This window comes from Nocardia caishijiensis NBRC 108228 (assembly GCF_001612825.1).
Taxonomy (GTDB): Bacteria; Actinomycetota; Actinomycetes; order Mycobacteriales; family Mycobacteriaceae; genus Nocardia; species Nocardia caishijiensis.
Genome location: NZ_BDBE01000051.1, coordinates 59,238 through 78,369 on the forward strand (window position 1 = coordinate 59,238; position 19,132 = coordinate 78,369).

22 protein-coding genes are annotated in these 19,132 nt (G+C 68.3%); 7 read left to right on the forward strand and 15 right to left on the reverse strand.

The genetic code is table 11. The features are described 5' to 3' along the window. Positions 1-87 precede the first annotated feature (87 nt). Genes NC7_RS26750 through NC7_RS26755 form a run of 3 tightly spaced genes read left to right on the forward strand, consistent with a single transcriptional unit; the run spans position 88 to position 1,888 of the window. The gene (locus NC7_RS26750) at positions 88-360 is read left to right on the forward strand and encodes a YbaB/EbfC family nucleoid-associated protein (protein WP_067988270.1); all 273 of its coding nucleotides are present in this window, start codon (positions 88-90) and stop codon (positions 358-360) included. Further along, complete coding sequence (locus NC7_RS29390; protein WP_157102188.1) at positions 353-643, forward strand: hypothetical protein; 291 nt, start codon at positions 353-355, stop codon at positions 641-643. The genes NC7_RS26750 and NC7_RS29390 overlap by 8 nt, the downstream gene beginning before the upstream one ends. 9 nt (positions 644-652) lie before the next feature. Continuing rightward, on the forward strand, positions 653-1,888 hold the full coding sequence (locus NC7_RS26755) for a DUF6973 domain-containing protein (RefSeq protein WP_157102189.1): 1,236 nt from the start codon (positions 653-655) through the stop codon (positions 1,886-1,888). 394 nt (positions 1,889-2,282) lie between these two features. On the opposite strand, the gene nadC is transcribed toward NC7_RS26755, so the two are convergent. The 3 genes from nadC to nadA all read right to left on the reverse strand — a co-directional run bounded on the left by nadC (position 2,283) and on the right by nadA (position 6,124). Beyond that, a complete protein-coding gene (gene nadC, locus NC7_RS26765; protein WP_067988275.1) occupies positions 2,283-3,143 on the reverse strand; it encodes a carboxylating nicotinate-nucleotide diphosphorylase in 861 nt (286 codons plus the stop codon). 192 nt (positions 3,144-3,335) lie between these two features. Continuing rightward, a complete protein-coding gene (locus NC7_RS26770; RefSeq protein WP_067988276.1) occupies positions 3,336-5,054 on the reverse strand; it encodes an L-aspartate oxidase in 1,719 nt (572 codons plus the stop codon). A gap of 32 nt (positions 5,055-5,086) precedes the next feature. Then, on the reverse strand, positions 5,087-6,124 hold the full coding sequence (gene nadA, locus NC7_RS26775) for a quinolinate synthase NadA (protein WP_067498729.1): 1,038 nt from the start codon (positions 6,122-6,124) through the stop codon (positions 5,087-5,089). Positions 6,125-6,202: 78 nt separating this feature from the next. Here nadA and NC7_RS26780 point away from each other — a divergent pair, with 78 nt between their 5' ends. Together NC7_RS26780 and NC7_RS26785 are read left to right on the forward strand one after the other, a co-directional pair. Beyond that, positions 6,203-6,919 (forward strand): NUDIX hydrolase, encoded by a 717-nt coding sequence (locus NC7_RS26780; protein ID WP_067988278.1) that lies wholly within the window; start codon positions 6,203-6,205, stop codon positions 6,917-6,919. A gap of 58 nt (positions 6,920-6,977) precedes the next feature. Next, on the forward strand, positions 6,978-7,469 hold the full coding sequence (locus NC7_RS26785) for a nitroreductase/quinone reductase family protein (RefSeq protein WP_067988280.1): 492 nt from the start codon (positions 6,978-6,980) through the stop codon (positions 7,467-7,469). A gap of 3 nt (positions 7,470-7,472) precedes the next feature. On the opposite strand, the gene NC7_RS29675 is transcribed toward NC7_RS26785, so the two are convergent. From NC7_RS29675 to bioB, 5 genes are all read right to left on the reverse strand, one after another. Continuing rightward, on the reverse strand, positions 7,473-7,631 hold the full coding sequence (locus tag NC7_RS29675; protein ID WP_167352463.1) for a hypothetical protein: 159 nt from the start codon (positions 7,629-7,631) through the stop codon (positions 7,473-7,475). Positions 7,632-7,721: 90 nt separating this feature from the next. Beyond that, positions 7,722-8,255 carry a DUF1353 domain-containing protein gene (locus tag NC7_RS26795; protein ID WP_067988287.1) on the reverse strand — a complete coding sequence of 178 codons (534 nt, stop codon included), beginning with the start codon at positions 8,253-8,255 and terminating at the stop codon, positions 7,722-7,724. A gap of 70 nt (positions 8,256-8,325) precedes the next feature. Further along, a complete protein-coding gene (locus NC7_RS26800; protein ID WP_236573645.1) occupies positions 8,326-8,967 on the reverse strand; it encodes a DUF2567 domain-containing protein in 642 nt (213 codons plus the stop codon). Between the two features lie 8 nt (positions 8,968-8,975). After that, a complete protein-coding gene (bsaP, locus tag NC7_RS26805) occupies positions 8,976-9,185 on the reverse strand; it encodes a biotin synthase auxiliary protein BsaP (protein ID WP_067988359.1) in 210 nt (69 codons plus the stop codon). Positions 9,186-9,245: 60 nt separating this feature from the next. Then, entirely contained in the window at positions 9,246-10,259 is a 1,014-nt protein-coding gene (bioB, locus tag NC7_RS26810; protein ID WP_067988294.1) for a biotin synthase BioB, read from the reverse strand. A 139-nt stretch (positions 10,260-10,398) separates the two neighbouring features. On the opposite strand from bioB, the gene NC7_RS26815 reads away from it, so the two are divergent. Further along, on the forward strand, positions 10,399-10,983 hold the full coding sequence (locus NC7_RS26815) for a TetR/AcrR family transcriptional regulator C-terminal domain-containing protein (protein WP_067988298.1): 585 nt from the start codon (positions 10,399-10,401) through the stop codon (positions 10,981-10,983). Between the two features lie 4 nt (positions 10,984-10,987). On the opposite strand, the gene NC7_RS26820 is transcribed toward NC7_RS26815, so the two are convergent. After that, positions 10,988-12,124: an alpha/beta fold hydrolase gene (locus NC7_RS26820; RefSeq protein WP_067988301.1), complete on the reverse strand. Its 1,137-nt coding sequence runs from the start codon at positions 12,122-12,124 to the stop codon at positions 10,988-10,990. 45 nt (positions 12,125-12,169) lie between these two features. Continuing rightward, positions 12,170-12,928, reverse strand: a complete 759-nt coding sequence (locus tag NC7_RS26825) for an AraC family transcriptional regulator (RefSeq protein WP_084458814.1) — start codon at positions 12,926-12,928, stop codon at positions 12,170-12,172. Positions 12,929-12,990: 62 nt separating this feature from the next. Here NC7_RS26825 and NC7_RS26830 point away from each other — a divergent pair, with 62 nt between their 5' ends. Continuing rightward, entirely contained in the window at positions 12,991-13,578 is a 588-nt protein-coding gene (locus tag NC7_RS26830) for a TIGR03086 family metal-binding protein (RefSeq protein ID WP_084458815.1), read from the forward strand. Here NC7_RS26830 and NC7_RS26835 read toward each other — a convergent pair. The 5 genes from NC7_RS26835 to NC7_RS26855 form a co-directional block, all read right to left on the reverse strand. Beyond that, positions 13,541-14,827, reverse strand: coding sequence for an MFS transporter (locus tag NC7_RS26835; RefSeq protein ID WP_236573643.1), 1,287 nt, complete (start codon positions 14,825-14,827; stop codon positions 13,541-13,543). The genes NC7_RS26830 and NC7_RS26835 overlap by 38 nt on opposite strands. Positions 14,828-14,984: 157 nt before the next feature. Beyond that, entirely contained in the window at positions 14,985-16,334 is a 1,350-nt protein-coding gene (locus tag NC7_RS26840; protein ID WP_373861281.1) for an LLM class flavin-dependent oxidoreductase, read from the reverse strand. Then, complete coding sequence (locus NC7_RS26845; protein WP_067988303.1) at positions 16,331-17,098, reverse strand: ABC transporter ATP-binding protein; 768 nt, start codon at positions 17,096-17,098, stop codon at positions 16,331-16,333. Before NC7_RS26845 ends, NC7_RS26840 begins: the two co-directional genes overlap by 4 nt. Further along, entirely contained in the window at positions 17,074-17,934 is an 861-nt protein-coding gene (locus NC7_RS26850; RefSeq protein ID WP_084458816.1) for an ABC transporter permease, read from the reverse strand. The genes NC7_RS26845 and NC7_RS26850 overlap by 25 nt, the downstream gene beginning before the upstream one ends. Next, positions 17,934-19,025, reverse strand: a complete 1,092-nt coding sequence (locus NC7_RS26855; protein ID WP_067988381.1) for an ABC transporter substrate-binding protein — start codon at positions 19,023-19,025, stop codon at positions 17,934-17,936. The genes NC7_RS26850 and NC7_RS26855 overlap by 1 nt, the downstream gene beginning before the upstream one ends. Between the last annotated feature and the right edge of the window lie 107 nt (positions 19,026-19,132).

Sequence of the window (19,132 nt, forward strand, 5' to 3'; positions counted from 1 at the left end):
TCGACGAGGCGAGCGGTTCGTCGGCTACACGATCAAGTCCGCGCCCTTCGAACGATGAATCCAACCGAATGAGGACGAACCTCCATCATGGCGAATGACACCGAATCGATAATTCAGCGGATAAATGAGGAACTCGCAACCATGCAAGGGTCGGCGATCTCGAAAGACGGCAGCGTGAATGTCACGACCGATGCCGCCGGACGAATCGTCGACCTCTGGATTGCGGACTGGGCGATGGAGGTGCACGGCGCAGCGCGCCTTGCCGACATCATCATCGATAGGCACCGCGTCGCCATGTTCCAGGTGATCGACAGAGCTTCTCGCACCTTTGATTCGAAAGGGATCGGTTCACGTGAGTGACTTCATCCTCAACCCATCGGAGATGCACGCACTGTCCGGCCACCTGGGCGTCCATGCGACCATGATATCGACCCGACAACCCATCGCGAAAGACCCGAGAGAGTCCGTGCGGACCAAGATGGCCCACTCAGTTCTCGCCGAAAAAGTAGAGGACTCGCTCACGATACTCGATTCGATATTGAAATACCATGCGGGCAGACTCACCCAGCACGGAGTATTGATCAAATCAACTGTCACCGCTTTCGAAAAAAGTGATGGCTCATGGGCGAGCGGATTCAATTAGGGAAGCGACATGGCGAGTCAACTGACGATTCCGATCGTCCTCGGGTGGGATATCAGCGATCTACGCCGATGCGGTAGCGCGATGCTGGAGGCGGCGAGAACCCTCGACTTCGAGTCGGTAGCCGCTGGAAAGAGGCACGAGCAGTCGGCTTCGTACTTCGTCGGAAAGGCCGGAAACGCATCGCGAGGACGTGGCCACACAGATCGCAACGACGCCGTGATCACGTCTGACGTGATCGAGGCGATGGCCAAAGACCTCAATTCATTCGCCGACCAATTGCACAGCAAGCTCGGCATAATTCGCGAGACAAAGAAGGAAGTAGACGGTTCGATGTGGGATCTCTACGTCACCGATGAAGGGACAGTGAAGTCACGCAAGTCCGACTGGGAAACCTTTAGACAGTACATGTGGTATGGAGGTGGAACCATGGTGGCCCTGAAAAATCTGATGATCACAGCCTACAGCAACCGCATCTCGGCAGCATTGACATGGGTCCAACGCATAGATGCCGAAGGATCCGAACTGTATATCAGGAATATTGAACAGCTGCCCCGCAGAGTCAAGGAAGCTTCCGTCGCCGTGCCGCTCGATCCTCACCTCGCCCGGATCCTCCGTGAGTATCAGACACCGGCATCCACCAAACCGCCTCGCCTGTTTCCGGTAGGAGTGATCGCCGACCTGCTCTCGGCCGCAGGCCACAAAATGACGCCTTCGTTCTACACCGAGGAAGAAATCTCCGCGATGGAGACGTTGTTGCGCACACAGGGTATCGACGCCGTAGCCCAGGCCGAGGAACTGCCGAAACTGGCACGGTCGGCCGCGGAAGCGTATGTCGAAGAGGCCAAGTACGCCAAAGGGTCCGTCAACGACGGCCACGGTGATGCATTCAGACATATCTACTGGAATGCCCTGATGACGCAGAAATTCGGGCCGGAGTGGGCTGAACAGTACGCCACAGCACACGAGAAGACTGGCGGAAACATGCCGCAACGCGAAGCGATGGATTTGTACAACAACGAGTTGGGCAGGAAGATCGGAGAACTGCATCCCAACGCCGATCCGAACGAATTGAAGAACAAGGTCATCGAAGCAATCAACAGGGGTGACGCTGTCGTCATACGCACGAAGGACGACAACGGCGTTCCGGTACCGACCGAGCAGATCCAGATCGCCCGCAGCAACACACCACACATTGCGACCGGTTCACCTCGCGCTCATGGGGTGCCGCTTCCCGGCGTCCGATAGCGCGAGTTGCCGACAACCCTCGTCGGGAGGTCACAATGGGTGGATGGTCGCTTCTGAGCCCGAGTGGGTTCTGCTGCTGAGTTGTGACGCCGACGAGGGCGCACCGCCGCCGCTCCGCGCGCTGCGGGGTTGACTGCGCGATCGCGGGATCGACTGGATGCCGTTCGCCGCCGAGGAGATTCGCATCGACCGGCCGCGAGTTCGGCATCCCGACGGCCGCTTCGGTTGTTCATTCGGGGTCGCCGTCCTCGGTGCAGCCCTTCGGCCGCTGGGTCTGCATCCCGATCAGGCGCAGTCGCGACCCTCGCATCCGTCGCCACCGGCCTGGTGGCACGCTGCGGCCGAGCGCGGTCCGTGGGTGTGAGCGGCAGTGGGCACCGCCCACTGCCGTGGCTCACATGTCCAATCCCAGATCGAGTACGCGTACCGAGTGGGTGAGGGCGCCGATGGCGAGGTAGTCGACGCCGGTGCCCGCGTAGTCGGCGGCCTGGTCGAGGGAGAGGCCGCCGGAGGACTCGAGTTTCGTGGCGGGGGCGGTGGCGTCGCGGCGTTGGACGGCGGCCTGGGTCTGCCACAGGGGGAAGTTGTCGAGCAGGACCAGTTCCACGTTCTCGGCCAGGACGGCGTCGAGTTGTTCGAGGCTGTCGACCTCGACCTCACACGCGATGTCGGGTGCCAGTTCACGGACCGCACGCAGGGCTTCGACGACCGACCCGGCCGCGACGACATGGTTGTCCTTGATGAGCGCGGCATCGCCGAGACCCATGCGGTGGTTGACTCCCCCACCGACCCGGACGGCGTACTTCTGCAGGGCGCGCAGGCCGGGCAGCGTCTTGCGGCTGTCGCGGATCTGGCACCGGGTGCCGTCCACCGCGTCCACCCAGGCGGCGGTGGCGGTGGCGATGCCGGAGAGATGACAGACCAGGTTGAGCATGGTCCGCTCGGCGGTGAGCAGGCCACGGGTCGGTGCGACCACGCTCAGCACGCTGGTGCCCGGTTCCACCCGGGTGCCGTCGGCCACCCGACCGGTGATCTCGTAGCTGCCCGCGCCGAGAACCTCGTCGAGCACGAGCAGACCGGCGTCGATGCCCGCCACAGTGCCGTGCTGGCGCGACACCACCGACGCCTTGCTGACGGCGTCGGCGGGCACGGTCGCCACGGTGGTGACGTCGGGCCCGTACCGCAGATCCTCGTCGAGGGCGGTGCGGATCAGGGCCAGCAGTTCTTCCTGGTCCAACGCGGCATCGAGAGCCATTGCTGCACTCCTGTTCTCGGGGCGCGCTGCGCGCCGGGTCGAGCGGGCGAGGACGTCGCCTCGCCACAGTTCATCGGGTACTACGGGTTTGCCGCGGCGCCGCTGTGGCGGCCCGCGACGAGGGCCGTCGACACATCGGCCCGCGCGAGACCGTCGGATACGTCCTCGCGCCCACCGTCGCAGCCGCGTCGCTCATCGCACGCCGACCACCGCGGCGCTTGCCGACATGGCCGACGCCTCGAAACGACCGCGCGGATCGAGGCGAACCATCGTGCTGTGCCGCTGGGCGTCGACGGCGCCCGGATGATCCGAGCGGGTGTGACACCCCCGGCTCTCGACCCGCGCCATCGCCGCGTGCAGCAGCGCCCGAGCGGTGACGGTCAGCGCCGCGTCCTCGACATACCGCAGCTGCCGCGCCCACACGGACGGGCCGGATCCGTCCTCCGGCCCCGGGTCGAGTCGACCCACCCCGTCGTCGGCCGCGTCGGGAGGGGACTGTGTCCCCGCGCGGGAAGCGGACGGCGCTACCGCCACGTCCGGCGAGGGCAGCAGTTCAGGAACCGGCAACGTCACCGAGCCGATCGCCGCCTCGACGCGCTCGAGGGCATCCGCCAGACCGGCACCATCGCGGACCACCGACGCCTGTGCGGTCATCGCCTGCTGCACCACCGATCGATCGGCGAATTCCGCTGTCCACGAACCGATCTCCGTGACCCGCGCGCGCACGCCGAGCCGTTCGACCGCGGCCGCGCCCGCCCGTTCACCGACGACCAGCCCCTCGAGCAGACTGTTGGACGCCAACCGGTTCGCCCCGTGCAGCCCGGTCCTGGCGACCTCACCCGCCGCGTACAACCCTGGCACCTCGGTGCGTCCGTGCGTATCCGTCGACACCCCGCCGCACTGGTAGTGCGCGGCGGGCGCCACCGGGATCAGCTGTTCGGCCGGATCGATCCCCGCCGCCAGGCAGGACGCGGTGATCGTCGGGAACCGCTGGGCGAATCCGGGAAGATGGCGTGCGTCGAGAAACACGTGATCGGTGCCGAGCGCACGCATCCGCGCCGCGATCGCCCGCGAGACCACGTCACGTGGGGCGAGATCGCCACGAGGATGCACTCCGGTGGTCACCGAATCACCCTGGGAATCGACAAGTTTCGCGCCCTCACCGCGCACGGCCTCACTGATCAGCGGCCGCCGTCCGACCCCGCCCGGCGTGAAGAGCACCGTCGGATGGAACTGCACGAATTCGAGATCGGCCACCGCCGCTCCCGCCCACAGCGCCAGCGCGACACCGTCACCGGTGGCGCCGGGCGGGTTGGTGCTCGCGGCGTAGAGCTGCCCGAGCCCACCGGTGGCCAGCAGCACCGCGGGTGTGTGCACCACGCCGAAACCGTTGTCCGACACCGCGACAACGCCACGGATGCCCTCCGGACCGGTGACCAACCGCAACGCGGCCGCGCCGAAGAGCACCGGCAGCCCGGCGGCGTTGAGCGCCCGCTGTACCTCCGCACCGGTGGCGTCACCACCGGCGTGGATGATGCGCCGCGTGCTGTGCCCACCTTCGCGGGTCCGTGAGATCTGCCCGTCGCGGCCGAGGTCGAAGACCGCGCCCAGGTCGGTCAGCGCCGCGATCGCCGCCTGTCCGCCCTCGACGATCGACCGCACGGCATCGATATCGCACAGCCCGGCGCCCGCCTCGACGGTGTCGTGCACATGCGAGTCGACCGAATCACCCTGTGGCGCGACGACAGCGATGCCGCCTTGCGCGTACTGGGTCGAGGTGTCGGTGGGCCCGCCCTTGCTGAGCGTGAGCACGCGCAGTCCGCGCAGCGAGGCGGTGCGGGCCGCGGTGAGCCCGGCGACACCTCCCCCGATCACCACCAGGTCGGCCTCGGCCTCCCACGAGACGTTCATGATCGTCTATCCGCTCGATCGCGCGGGGGAGATCACTCCCCACCGCCGGGGTTGCCGATCGCGATCATCCGCTGCACCGACGCGCGCCCGGCCTCGGCCATCGCCGGGTCGACGTGCACCTCGTCGGCGTTCTCGACCAGGCAGCGCAGCAGCGCGGCCGGAGTGATCATCTTCATGTATTTGCACGACGCGCGGTCGTTCACGGCCTGGAAGTCGATGCCGGGCGCGGCCTTGCGCAGCTGGTGCAGCATGCCGACCTCGGTCGCCACCAGCACCTGGTTCGACGTGGAGGCCTTGGCCGCGTCGATCATGCCACCGGTCGAGAGGATGTGCACCCGCTCGGCCGGGAACGCGCCCTCACCCGCCAGGTACAGCGCCGAGGTGGCGCAGCCGCACTCCGGGTGCACGAACAGCTCGGCGTCGGGGTGGGTGCGGGCCTGCTCGGTGAGCTCGTCGCCGTTGATCCCCGCGTGCACGTGGCACTCACCGGCCCAGATGTGCATGTTCTCGCGGCCGGTCACCCGCTTGACGTGTGCGCCGAGGAACTGGTCGGGCAAGAACAGCACCTCGGTGTCCGGATCGATCGAGGCGACCACGTCGACGGCGTTGGACGACGTGCAGCAGATGTCGGTGAGCGCCTTCACCTCGGCGGTGGTATTCACGTACGACACCACCATCGCGCCCGGGTGCTCGGCCTTCCAGGCGCGCAGTTCCTCGGCGGAGATCGAGTCGGCCAGCGAGCAGCCCGCCCGCTGGTCCGGGATGAGCACCGTCTTGGCCGGGCTGAGGATCTTGGCGGTCTCGGCCATGAAGTGCACACCGCAGAACACGATGGTGTCCTCGGGCGCCTCGGCGGCGATCCGCGACAGGGCGAGCGAGTCGCCGACGTGGTCGGCCACGTCCTGGATCTCGGGCAGCTGGTAGTTGTGCGCGAGGATGGTGGCGTTGCGCTCGCGCGCCAGCCGCCGCACCTCCTTCGCCCACTCCGGCGTCGCTTCGACACCCGCGTATCCGCCGGGTCCGTCGAAGACCGAACCCATCAGCGTCGGCTGCGTAGTCGTCGTCGCCATGGTGGCTCCCTTCCTCGTGCGAGCGGCATCCGCGCCACGATTCGCACCAAACCAGGTTTTCGACTTAGAATCGAAAACGTGCCCCATAGTAACACCATCCACGAATCGCTCACCGCGGTGTTCCAGGTTCGCCGCTTCGGCTCCGACGTTTCCGCAGGTAGGAACGGTAAGCACCCCGAGCTGGCGGTCTTGCTGTGGGAACGCGCGCTCGATCCGCAGAAGGGAACGTGGTCGCTGCCCGGCGGCAGGCTGCGCGACGACGAGGATCTCGACACCTCGGCCAGGCGTCAGCTCGCCGAGAAGGTCGACGTGCGCGAACTGGCCCACCTCGAGCAACTGTCGGTGTTCAGCGCCCCCGATCGCGTGCCCGCCCCGCGCCGCATCGCCTCGGCGTACCTGGGCCTGGTCCCCCTGACCACCGAACCGGAACTCCCCGCCGACACCACCTGGCACCCGGTGTCGAACCTGCCGGACATGTCCTTCGACCACCGCACCGTCGTCGACCACGCCCGCACCCGACTGGCCGCCAAACTCTCCTACACCAATATCGCCTTCGCACTGGCCCCCGACACCTTCACCATGTCCACGCTGCGCGAAATCTACTGCGCGGCACTCGGATACGACGTGGACACCACCAACCTCCAGCGCGTCCTGAGCCGCCGCAAGGTCATCACCCCCACCGGCGCGACGGCACCCTCCGGCCGCGCGGGTGGCCGCCCCGCCGCCCTCTACCGCTTCACCGACTCGGGCCTGCGCGTCACCGACGAATTCGCTGCCCTGCGCCCACCCACCTGACCTCGGCGGACGCTGTCGACGGCCCGAACTTGTCGGTGGTCGCTGTCACACTGCAGGCATGGACGACAACGCGGCGGATACGAAAAAAGTCACCTCCTACGACGATCCGGATGCCCCCTGGAACAAGGAGTTCTCGGCCGAGGAGATGACCGGCTGGAACGACGACGTGATCACCGAATTCCGGGAGAACGGCGGCCGGGTCGGTGGTGACTATGCGGGCGCCACCCTGCTGTTGCTCACGACCACGGGCGCGAAAAGCGGTAAGCCACATGTGGTTCCGCTCGGCGCGCTGTATCGGGGCGATGTGCTGTATGTGAGTTCGTTCATCGAGGACCGGTACCCGGCCTGGTACCACAACGCCAAGGCGAACCCGACTGTGACGATCGAGCTCGGTGGGGAGAAGTTCACGGCCGAAGCCGATGTGCTCACCGGCGAGCGGTACGACGAGTTCGCCGCGTGGGCACTCACCGAGAATCCGCTGCTCGCCGAGTACCAGGCCAAGGTCGACAAGCCGCTGCCGCTGGTGGTGCTGACCCGGGCGGCCGCGTAGCCGTCAGGATTCGTAGCGCCGATCGCGGTGCTTGGTGGAGCGTCGGTAGGCGCGTCCGCTCGGCACCGCGGTCGCCGCCGACGAACTGCGCAGCGCGTGGCGCTTGCGCCAGGCTGTCAGATCGGGCCGCTCGGCCGGTGCCTGCTCGTCTTCGGTCTTCATGTCCAGGTCCTCCCCCGAATGCGTCACCCTCAGGGTAGGTAGTGGATCCGCAGGGTTCCACCGGTTTTCCCGCCACCCGGGCGAGGTGGGTCAGGCCGTCTTCATCTGCGGTGCGGGTGGCGGAACCTCGCTGCGGGTGGCGACTTGGCCCACCGCCCAGAAGATCAACTCGACGAGCCAGAACACCACCAGCGCCGTGGTCACCACCACGACCGGGACGGCGAGGAACAGCACCGAAGGCACGGCGATCAGCAACCAGCCGAGCACATCGCCCGCCGTGGCCCCACGCAGGCGCGAACCGAATCGCACGGCCGCCCACATCATCCAGCGGCGCGGCACCGAGACACCGGCCTCCCGGAGGCTGCGCCGGAACAGCCCGTCGGCGTCCGCGGGGCCGACTTCGCCTGTGCGGCACAGATAGTCGTGCAGGATGGCCGCGCGGGTGTAGGCGCCGTAGCGAGGGATGAGCCAGACCAGCGCGCGGGGCACCGAGGCGAAGTCGGTGCGGAATCCGGCGGGCACGGTGAAGGTTTCGACCGCGCCACGATAGGTGAGCGGCTGGGTGAGCCGCCAGAATTTCGCATCGATCCCCTCGACGACGGGACCACTACCGATGAATGCCACGACTGCTCCTCTCGAGCCGCGCGCAGTCTCTCTACCTGCCGATATGCCGATGGTAGCGCGGTGGTGACGCTCAGCCGCGAGGTTGCGAACTCGGGTCGAAATCGCCGCTGGGCCGATACTGTTCGGCTCCGTAGGGCAGTCGGTAGTCCGCGTCGTCGTCGAAATCGGCCGGACGCAGATCGCCGAGCAGACCCGCCGCGCCCGACCCGAGGTCGGCGCCGGGATGCAAGGCGGCGAGGAACAGCAGCACCAGCGCGGCGAGGAACGGTTGCACCAGCAGCGCCAAATCGGTCCCGATTTCGGCGGGCAGCGCGATGATCTCGCCGACAGGTGGGTCGTCGGGACGCGGATACCGCAGGCCCGCAACCGCTTCCCCGACCCACATCATGACGGCCGCACCGAGCGCCGAGGCGAACAGCAGTCCGAGCACCAGCGCGGGCCCACGCACGACCCGCACCCGCCAGGCCCCGATCGTGGTGAGCACCGCCACCGCCGCACCGATACACAGGAACATGCCGACCGCGTCGAACAGATGCATGCTCTCCCCGGTGAGCACCGCGGCCCGGCCGGGCTGGGTGACGCGCAACCGTTCGGTCGGCGCGAGCAGACCCCAGACCACACCGGCGGCGGCACTCACCGCGAGAACCGCGACGATCACGGCACCGACGCCGATCACCTCGCGGCGCAGCACCTCCGGCCGTGGCTCGCTCACCGCGTCCACTAGCGGCGCTCCAGGTGCGCCGATTCGATGACACCGTGCCGCGAGCACTTGGCCCACCAGCCGTCGGGGCTGATCTGCACGATCATCCGGCGCCCGCACTGCTCGCAGAACCGCGGCGGTTCCAGCCCGAGCGCGGCGGCCGCGGGCATCGCGTCGTCGAGCCCCGGCACGATCCGCTTGCCCGTGAACGGGTTGTAGCGCTCGTCCATGGCGGTCACCTCCTCGGTCGCCGTGTCGGACCTGGTCGATTCCCGATCGTACACAGCGATTTACAGCGTTTCGTTGAGCGCCTTGATCGGCATCTTCAGTTCGCCGAGCAGGTCGAGGTCGGATTCGGCGGGGCGACCGAGGGTGGTCAGGTAGTTGCCGACGATCACCGCGTTGATGCCACCGAGCATGCCCTGCTTGGCGCCGAGGTCACCGAGGGTGATCTCGCGGCCGCCCGCGAACCGCAGGATGGTGCGCGGCAGCGCGAGCCGGAACGCGGCGATGGCACGCAGCGCGTCGGCGGCGGGCAGCACCTCGAGGTCACCGAAGGGGGTGCCGGGGCGCGGGTTGAGGAAGTTCAGCGGCACCTCGTCGGGCTCGAGCGAGGCCAGCTGCGCGGCGAACTCGGCGCGCTGCTCGATGGTCTCGCCCATGCCGAGGATGCCGCCGCAGCACACCTCCATCCCGGCTTCGCGGACCATGCGCAGGGTGTCCCAACGCTCTTCGTAGGTGTGGGTGGTGACGACCTTCGGGAAGTGCGACTTGGCGGTCTCGAGGTTGTGGTTGTAGCGGTGCACACCCATGGCGGCGAGCTGGTCGACCTGCTCCTGGTTCAGCATGCCGAGCGAGCACGCCACCTGGATGTCGACCTCGTTGCGGATGGCCTCCACACCGGCGGCGACCTGCGCCATCAGCCGCTCGTCGGGCCCGCGCACGGCGGCGACGATGCAGAACTCGGTCGCGCCGGTCTTGGCGGTCTGCTTGGCGGCCTCGACGAGGCTGGGGATGTCGAGCCAGGCGGCGCGCACGGGCGACTGGAACAGGCCCGACTGCGAGCAGAAGTGGCAGTCCTCGGGGCAACCACCGGTCTTGAGGCTGATGATGCCCTCGACCTCGACCTCGGGCCCACACCACTTCATGCGGACCTCGTGGGCCAGCTCGAGCAGGGCTTCGAGCTGGTCGTCGCCCAGGCGGAGCACCTCGACGGTCTGTGCCTCGGTGAGGCCGACGCCGCGCTCGAGCACCTGCTCACGGGCGATGGCCAGAATGTCGGTACGGACGGGTGCCTGCGTCACGACGTGATGTCCCTTCGTCGGGGGCGTGCACGCGCCGCTGGTGATGGTGGTGGCCGTGCAACTTGAACGGTGTTCAGGATAGGGTAGCGGGAAGAAGTGAGTCACGACACTCGGGTCGCGAATCGGCGGAAGGACACCTGTGCAACTGCGCAAGACGGACGTGGTCGATGCCGCCGTGGCGATTCTGGACCAGTACGGGCTCGCGGATCTGACGATGCGCAGGTTGGCGGGTTCCTTGCAGGTGCAGCCGGGTGCGCTGTACTGGCACGTCAAGGACAAGCAGTCGCTGCTCGGCGCCGTGGCCGACCGGATCCTGGCGCCGATGGACGAACCGATCGCGGCCACCGAGTGGCACGAGCAACTCACCGAACTCGCGCATCGGCTGCGCGACTGCCTGCTCGCCTATCGCGACGGTGCCGAACTGGTCTCGGCGACCTACGCCTCCCGGCTGACCACGAGCAAAGCCCGGGAACGACTGGCGGGCATCGTGATCCGAGCGGGCATGACCAGGGAGGAAGCCGAACTCACGGCCTACACTCTGCTCTACTACGTCCTCGGCCAGACCGTCGACGAACAGTCGCGCATGCAGATGGACTCGGTGGGCGCCCTGCCCGCCGACAACACTCCCCTGTTCGACACACCGGACGCCACCGCCCGATTCGACTTCGGTCTGCAACTGTTCATCGCCGGGGTGCGGACCATCCTCGGCTCGCGGGTGCGCTGACCCCTCAGCGCCGGTCGCGGACCGCCTGTTGATAGCGGAACAGGAACGGCAGCACCTGGGTCTCGATCGCGGTGTTGTACTCGCGCGGACGCTGCGCCGGGTTCGCGTGACCGGTGCCGGTCGCCCGCACGACCAGCAGGTTGCCGTCGACGCCACCGGCGTGTTCGGTCAGCACCCGGTGGGAGTACTCGACATCGACCACGTCGTCGCGGGCGGCGTCGCGCGGCCGGATGAACACGATGGCGGGCTCCTCGCGACCGGGATTCGGCCGGGCGAGGGCGCGCAGGTCCGCGGCGCCGCCGCCCGCGACGATGGCGAGGAACTGGGCTTCGATCAAGCCGTTGGTCGCCGCGTTCGCGGAGAAGATCTTCTCGCGCAGCACTTCTTCGGACGTGTCGCGCAGTTCACCGAAGTCGATCCCGGGTAGTGGCGCACCGGGCACGGTGAAACGCTCACGTCGGGCGGCCATTTCGACGGTGAAGCGCAGCAGTCGGCTCTCGCGCGCACCGGGCAGTCGGCCGGTCCAGCGCAGGAGTTCGGCACCGCGACTGCGGCTTTCGGGTCGCACGGCGTCGAGGTCGAGCGGCGTGCAGTCGAGTACGACACCGACCAGGCGCCGATCGCTGCCGAGGTGGATGTGGCGGGCCACCTCGAGCGCGATCACCCCGCCCATGCTGTGTCCGACGAGCACGATGTTGCGGACGGCGCCGTAGCGGGCGGCGCGCACAATCATGTCGGCGATGACCTTGGTGTCGATGCCCGCGTCGTCGTAGCGCACCGCCCACACCACACCCAGCCGGTTCAGCGTGGGCAACGCCGACGCGGTCGGTACCGCGTTCACCCCGCCGAGGCCGACCAGATCGACCACGGCGGTATCCCAGTTCCGCGATTCGGCGGGCAGCGACACCGGCAGCAGGTCGGGCGCGGTCTGTTCGAGTCGCGCCCGCTCGGGCATCACGTCGTACTTCCAGTACTGCGCGAACACGATCAGCCCGACCAGCACCACGCCGACCGTCCGCGCCACCGTCATCCGGGCGCGCCCCCAGCGCCCCTGTCCTATCCGGGTTTCACGCAGCCGTACCCGCCGTCGCGCATCGTCGTAGTCCGCGACGGTGGACGGATGCCGCTCCAACGTCGACATATCTCCACTGTAGGGGCGCCCGCCGACGACCCGGCCCGACGACAGTCAGCCACCGAGGCCGTCGTATCGCTGCGCGTAACCCGTCGGTGGCTCGCCGAATACGGCACGGAAATCCCGGCTGAGGTGCGCTTGGTCGGCGTAGCCGAGGTCGGCCGCCAGCGTCGCCCAGTCGATCTCGCGTCCGGCCGCGAGCCGCTCGGTGACCTCGTGCAACCGGTATCGGCGAATCACCCATTTCGGACCGATTCCCACGTAGTCGGCGAACAGTCGCTGCATGCCGCGCACCGTGATCGCGAAGCGCTCCGCCACCTCGTCCACCCTGGTCAGAGCCGGGTCGGCGGCGATACCCGCCACCATCCCGGCCGCCAGCTCGGCGCGCGGATCAGGTGCGGGCACGCGGGCTTCGAGGAACCGGCAGGCCGAGCCGACGTCCGTGAGACTTGTCACGGACGGTCCGAAAACTGTTGTGGCGTCGATCGTCCGGTCCCGCAACGACGCCACCGGTGCACCGAGGAACGGCCGGAACATCCCCGGCCGGAAGGCGATACCGAAGACGGAACCCGCACCGGTGAGCTCACGGAACACATGCGACGAGGACGGTCCGTGCAGTTCGGCGCGTCCGTCACGACAGGTGAGATGAACGTGGGGCAACGGCACAATCAGCTGACAGTACGGCTGCTCGTAGTGCCAGGTGACCGCCCAGAAACGCTCGACCCGCGCGGCCAGTTCGGCGGGCGGTGCGGTGAAGGTGTGGCGTTGCGAGGTCCGCCACGCTCCGCCGAGTTCCCGAGGATCGCGCTGCACGCGGGCAGTGTATGTCGCGTTTGTTCAAGACAGCGTCGGGGCGGTGGTGGTTGGCTCGGTACATGTCCGAGAACGAACGTGTGGCCCGCGCTGCGGTGCCGTTGTCGAAGATCATCCGTGCCGTCGCGCCAGGTCAGCTGGCCGCATCGACGCCGTGTGCGGAGTTCGATGTCCGCGCGCTGCTCAATCATCTGTTGTTCTGGGGGCCCTCGCTGGTCGGGGCCGCTCGGAAGGTCACCGTCGCGCCGCCCGCCGCCGCCGAATCCGAGGTCGATCTGGTCACCGGCGACTGGGTCGCCGCGCTCGACACCCAGCTCGACGAACTCGCCGCCGCCTGGCGTGATCCCGCCGCGTGGGCGGGCCTCACGCACATGGGCGGCCCGACCGAACTGCCCGCCGCAATGATCGGCGGCATGGTGGTCGGCGAGCTGATCGTGCACGGCTGGGACCTGTCGCGCGCGCTCGGCAGCCCGGTGTCGTGGGACGACGATCTGCTCGCCGATGTCTACGCCGAGACCGCCGCGACCGCCGAGCAGGGGCGACAGATGGGGATCTACGGGCCCGAAGTGCCGGTCGACCCCGGCGCCGCGCTCATCGACCGGATTCTCGGTGTCACCGGCCGCGATCCGGCGTGGCAGCCGGTTCGGTGACCGATGCCCGTGTGCGCGAAGGCTTCCGGGTGAAGTCCTGATCGGCCGCGCCTGGACGTGACAGCGGACCGGGGAACCACCGATACATCGCGACCGTCCCGACGCCGAGGGCGACCGCGAGGAGTCCACCGGCGGCGGACAACCCGGCGAGAGCACCGACCAGTCCCACCGCGACCGGCCCGGCGAACATCCCCGCGTCGTGCGTCACGCGCCAGGCGCCGAGGAACTCGGCACGCCGATCCGGTGGCGCCGCGAACGCGCCGACCGTCATGATGAGTCCGTTGCTCAGACCGTTGGCGAGGCCGAGCAGCATGGTGGCCGCGCCCATGGTGAGGACGGAGTCGGTGAACGGCAACGCCGCGTAGCCGACGGCGAAGCAGAGACCGCAGGCGACGCCGGTGACGCGACTACCGGCCCGGTCCAGCCACACCCCGGCCGGGTAGGACATGAGCACATCGATCGCGCCCGCCAGCCCGAACAGCAGACTCGTCGTCGCGGCATCGATGCCGAGATGCACCGCCCACAGCGGCAACAACGCCGACCGGGAGGCTCGTGCCGCGCCGACCGCGACGGCCGCGAGCCCGAGAGTGCCAAGCGCCGTGCGGTTTTCGGACACCACCGTGTGCAGTGGACGCAGCGCGGAAGGATCGGTCGGCGCGGCGGCCCGAATGGTCACCATCGCCGCCGCCGCGACCACGGTGGTGACGAGTTGCAGCCACAGCGCACCGACCGGCCCGAATCCGTGCACCAGCGCCGCACCGAGGAAGGGCCCACAGAAGAACCCCAACCGGTGCGCACCGGCCAGGGTCGACATGGCTCGCCCACGCTGCCGCGGCGCGACCACCGACACCAGATAGGTCTGCCTGGCCAGCCCCCACACCGCACCTGCCGAGCCGATGAGCAGCAGACCCACCGCCAGCACAGCGAGATTCGGCGCGAGGATCGCCGCGAGCACACCGACCAGTCCGAGCCCGCTGCCCACCCCGATCGCGGCCCGCTCCCCGATTCGCGCGACGACCCGCCCGGCGGGCAGATCCGTGAGCACCATGCCGAGCCCGCTCAAGGCGACGATCAACCCGGCCGCACCCGCCGACGCCCCGAGATCGAGCGCCCGCAGCGCGTACATCGGTGCCGCGGCACCGGTGCCGATGCCGTACAACACCATCGGGGCGAAAACCGGCAGAACCAACGTCCGTAACCGAACAGGGGCGTCGTCGATCACCGCCACCGCGCAGCCGATCCGGTACACGGCAGGACGAACCTGCGGCCACCAGCCATGGTGGCAGAGCGATTCGGCCCGATCCGCGCGGCAGCGGTGCCCGTGCCTCCCGCCGATCCGGCGCATACGGCGCGCGGGGGCACCCGGTGATGCGCCACTCCGTCACCGGGACAACAACTCTCCTCGCTCATCCCACAGTCACCGGTTCGGGCGCGAATCGGCTCGACGGCCGGGTGAGCCCGAAGTGGTCGCGCAGCGTCGTACCCGAGTACTCGGTGCGAAACAGCCCACGTTCCTGCAGAATCGGCACCACCGTCGCGGTGAACACCTCGAGTCCGCCGGGGTACCAGGGCGGCATCACATTGAATCCGTCGGCCGCGCCGTGGGTGAACCATTCCTCAATCGTGTCAGCGATCTGCTCGGGCGTTCCCGCGATCACCCGGTGCCCCCGCGCACCGGCCAACCGGTGCAGCAACCCGCGCAGCGTCGGCCGTTCCCGCTCCACGATTCCGGCGACCACCTGCAGCCTGCTGCGCGCGTTGTCGGTGACATCGCCCGCACCGGCGAAGACCTCCACCGGCACCACCTCGTCCAGCGCGTACCCGCGCAACGACGTCCCGGTGATCGATTCCAGCTGCTTCAACCCGTATTCGGGCACCGTGAGCTCGTTGAATTCGCGCTCCAACCGCCGGGCGGCGGATTCGGTGTCGGCGATGAACGGGCTGATGCCGGGCAGAATCCGGACCTCCTCGGGGTCGCGCCCGTACTCGGCGGCCTTCGCCTTGATGTCGGCGTAGAAGGTCTGCGCGTCGGACAGCCGTTGATGTGCGGTGAAGATGGCCTCGGCATACCGACCGGCGAAGGCTCTGCCCTCGTTGGAGGCACCGGCCTGCACGAGCACCGGTCGCCCCTGCGGTGTCCGTGCGGCGTTGAAAGGTCCACGCACCCGCAGATGTTCACCGACGAAATCGATCGGATGAATCTTGTCGGCGTCGGCGTAGATCCCCGCCGCCCGATCGAGCACGATCGCGTCGTCCTCCCAGCTGTCCCACAGCGCGACCACCGCGTCGACGAATTCGCGTGCCCTGGCGTATCGCTCCCGATGATCGGGATGCGCGGCCAGCCCGAAGTTCGCCGCCGCCAGATCGGTTCCGGTGGTGACGATGTTCCACCCCGCCCGACCACCCGAGATGTGGTCGAGCGAGGAGAACAATCGCGCGAGGTTGTAGGGCTCGTAGTAGGTGGTCGAGGCGGTCGCGATGAGCCCCAGATGGGTTGTCGCGGCGGCGATCGCCGTGAGCAGCGTGATCGGTTCCAGGCCCGGCGCGGCATTGTGCCGCACATCGGTGCGCAGGGCTGGCCCGTCGGCGAAGAACACCGCGTCCAGCTTCGCCGCCTCCGCCGTGCGCCCGATCTCCTGGTAATAGGTCACGTCGTAGATGCGGTCCGGTCGACTGTCCGGGTGCCGCCAGGCCGCCTCGTGATGGCCCGACGGGTAGATGAAGGCGTTCAGACTCAGCTGTCGCGGTGCGTTCACGATGCCTGCCTCACTTTCTCGAATTCGGTGGTGTCCACGCCGAGCCCGGCCAGCAGCACCTCGCGCAACCGGATGAACTCGGGGTGCGCGTGCCTGCGCGGCCGCGCGATGTCGACGCGCTGGTCGACCGCGATGCGGCCCTCGTCCAGAACGAGCACGCGATCGGCGAGCAGCAGCGCTTCGTCCACGTCGTGGGTCACCAGCAACACGGCCGGTCGATGCCGCTCGCACAACGCCTGCAACAGCGCGTGCATGCGGATCCGGGTGAGCGCGTCGAGCGCACCGAACGGTTCGTCGGCCAGAAGCAGTTCCGGTTCGCGCACCAACGACCTGGCCAGCGCCACCCGCTGCTGTTCCCCACCGGAGAGCTCACGGGGCCACGCCTTCTCACGTCCGCCGAGACCGACCTCGGCCAGCGCGGAGCGCCCCCGGTCGGCGGCGTCGCGGCCGGTGAGACCGAGCACCACATTGTCGAGCACGCGCGCCCACGGCAGCAGCCGCGAATCCTGGAACACCACCGCGCGCCGTCGCGGAACGGTGAGCTCACCGGATCCCGGCACCTGCTCGTCGAGCTCGGCGAACGCCCGCAGCAAGGTGCTCTTGCCCGACCCACTGCGCCCGAGCAGCGCGACGAACTCACCCCGCCGGATAGTAATATCTACACCCCGCAATACGACACGCGTCCCGAACCCTCTGGTCAGGCCTTCGGCCCGAACGACCGGCCGGTCGTCGCCCTCGTTCAGTCGCCCAGCGTCTGCCGCCATGACAGCACCTTCCGTTCCGTTGTCCGCACGGCGAGATCGCCGAAGAGGCCGAGAAGTCCGTAGATCACCAGACCGACGACGATCACATCGATCTGCCCGTAGGTGCGTGCCTGCGTCATCAGGTAGCCGATGCCGCTGGTGGCGTTCACCTGCTCGACAACGACCAGTGCCAGCCACGAGATCGTCACCGCGAGCCGCAACCCGAGAAAGAAGCCGGGCAACGATCCGGGCAGCGCGATACGGCGCACGAAACCCCACCGCGACAGCCCGACGGTCTCGGCGAGCTCCACATAACGCGCGTCCACACCGCGCAGGTAGGCATGAGTGTTGAGATAGATCGGGATCAGCACGCTGGTCGTGATGACGATCAGCTTCATCTCCTCACCGATGCCGAACCACACGATGAACAGCGGGATCAGCGCCAGCGTCGGGATCGCCCGTTTGATCTGCACCGGGCCGTCGACCAGCGCCTCCCCGATCCGGCTCAGCCCCGCGACGAGCGCGAGCGCCACGCCGATCGCCACCCCGAGCACCAGGCCGATGACCGCGCGTTGCAGCGAGGTCGCCAGATTCGACTGCAGCCGCCCGTCCGCGATCAGCTCCCCCGCCGTCGCCGCGACGGTCCACGGTGCGGGCAGGGTCTCCGGATCCAGTGCGCCGCTGGCCGATCCGACGACCCAGGCGCCGACGAGCAGCGCGGGACCGAGCGCGAACCCGAACGGGATGGGCGCGCCTGGCCCGAGCCTGCGTCGTCCGCGTGCGCGTGGCGCCAGCTCCGGTTCGGTGTCCGACCGCGGACGGATCCGCCGCAACACATCGGCGTCGAGAGTCGCCATCAGCTCACCGCCTCGGCGAAGGCCGCACCGCTCGCGGTGACCGCTTCGGTGACGGCGGCGTCGAACCGCAGGTCGAAACCGTCGGCCGCCGTCAGCTTCTTCGGCAGTTCACCGGCGGCGTCGATCGCGTCGATCGTGCTCTGCTGACGCGCGATCAGCCGCTGGTCCAGGTGCGGGAAGGTGTAGGTGCCCAACGATTCCACGATGCGTCGCGCGTCGTCGGCACTCACCTTCTGATTGCGCACGTAGTAGGCGTCGGCCCATTCGGCGCTGTGGGTATTGGTCCAGTGCCAGGCCCGCACGAAGGCCCCGACCAGTGCTCGGGTCGCGGCCGCCTTCGCCGGGTCCTGCACCACGGCGCGGCGCGCGTACACATAGGCGAGGCCGCTGTAGATGCCGCTGGTCTCCGAATCCGGGATCAGCGAGGTGCCCGGGGTCCGCAGCAATCTGGTCACATTGGGTTCGATCAGCGGCGCCACATCGACCTGGCCGGTGCGCACGGCGTCGAGGAACTCCGCGAGCTGCAGCCGGATCAGTTGCACGTCACCGGTTTTCAGCCCCGCCTTGCTCAGCGCCTTCAACACCGCGGCCTGCTGTGCGGTGCCCTCGGCGTAGGCGATCTTGCGTCCCTTCAGCTCTGTGAGCCTGGTGATCGACAAGCCAGGTGCCACAGCGAGTTTCAGCGCCTGCGGGTTGGTCTGGTAGGAGCCGACGATCGGCACGTCCTGTCCCGCCGCCAGGGCGTGGATCGGCGGCACGTCACCGACCTGGCCCACATCGGCCGCACCGGCCCGGAACGCCTCGAGGATCGCGGGACCGCCGACGAAGTTCGCGAACTCGATCTTGAACGGCAGTTTGTCCAGTTCACCCGAGAGCCGCAGCGCGTTCTGCAACCGCTCCTGCTGATCGGCCACCACCAGGGTGGTGCCCGGGGGAACCTCGGTCGGCAGCGGTGCGTCGGGGGTGCCGAGTGGTTGATCGTCACCGCCCGCGCAGCCCGTCAGGCCGAGAGTCGCGGTGGTTGCCACCGCGAGGAACGCGGCGGCGACGCGGCCACGCAGGCCGTGCGGAGAGGTGTTCGATCGGTACATACCCGGATTCAAGCAACCGGACAAACCGGCGAACACCCTTTGCCTTACCGTGAGCCGAACCCGGCGCTGCCTTGTCAACCGGTGCCACGCTACAGTCGGTGGGTCAT

What these genes read in the sequence shown, in the direction of transcription:
- NC7_RS26855 (WP_067988381.1), bottom strand. Translation starts at nt 19,025, where the DNA reads ATGTACCGATCGAACACCTCTCCGCACGGCCTGCGTGGCCGCGTCGCC.
- nadC (WP_067988275.1), bottom strand. Translation starts at nt 3,143, where the DNA reads ATGGCTCTCGATGCCGCGTTGGACCAGGAAGAACTGCTGGCCCTGATC.
- nadA (WP_067498729.1), bottom strand. Translation starts at nt 6,124, where the DNA reads ATGGCGACGACGACTACGCAGCCGACGCTGATGGGTTCGGTCTTCGAC.
- NC7_RS26850 (WP_084458816.1), bottom strand. Translation starts at nt 17,934, where the DNA reads ATGGCGACTCTCGACGCCGATGTGTTGCGGCGGATCCGTCCGCGGTCG.
- NC7_RS26820 (WP_067988301.1), bottom strand. Translation starts at nt 12,124, where the DNA reads ATGTCGACGTTGGAGCGGCATCCGTCCACCGTCGCGGACTACGACGAT.
- NC7_RS26785 (WP_067988280.1), top strand. Translation starts at nt 6,978, where the DNA reads ATGGACGACAACGCGGCGGATACGAAAAAAGTCACCTCCTACGACGAT.
- NC7_RS26770 (WP_067988276.1), bottom strand. Translation starts at nt 5,054, where the DNA reads ATGAACGTCTCGTGGGAGGCCGAGGCCGACCTGGTGGTGATCGGGGGA.
- NC7_RS29675 (WP_167352463.1), bottom strand. Translation starts at nt 7,631, where the DNA reads ATGAAGACCGAAGACGAGCAGGCACCGGCCGAGCGGCCCGATCTGACA.
- NC7_RS26750 (WP_067988270.1), top strand. Translation starts at nt 88, where the DNA reads ATGGCGAATGACACCGAATCGATAATTCAGCGGATAAATGAGGAACTC.
- NC7_RS26845 (WP_067988303.1), bottom strand. Translation starts at nt 17,098, where the DNA reads ATGGCGGCAGACGCTGGGCGACTGAACGAGGGCGACGACCGGCCGGTC.
- bsaP (WP_067988359.1), bottom strand. Translation starts at nt 9,185, where the DNA reads ATGGACGAGCGCTACAACCCGTTCACGGGCAAGCGGATCGTGCCGGGG.
- NC7_RS26830 (WP_084458815.1), top strand. Translation starts at nt 12,991, where the DNA reads ATGTCCGAGAACGAACGTGTGGCCCGCGCTGCGGTGCCGTTGTCGAAG.
- NC7_RS26755 (WP_157102189.1), top strand. Translation starts at nt 653, where the DNA reads ATGGCGAGTCAACTGACGATTCCGATCGTCCTCGGGTGGGATATCAGC.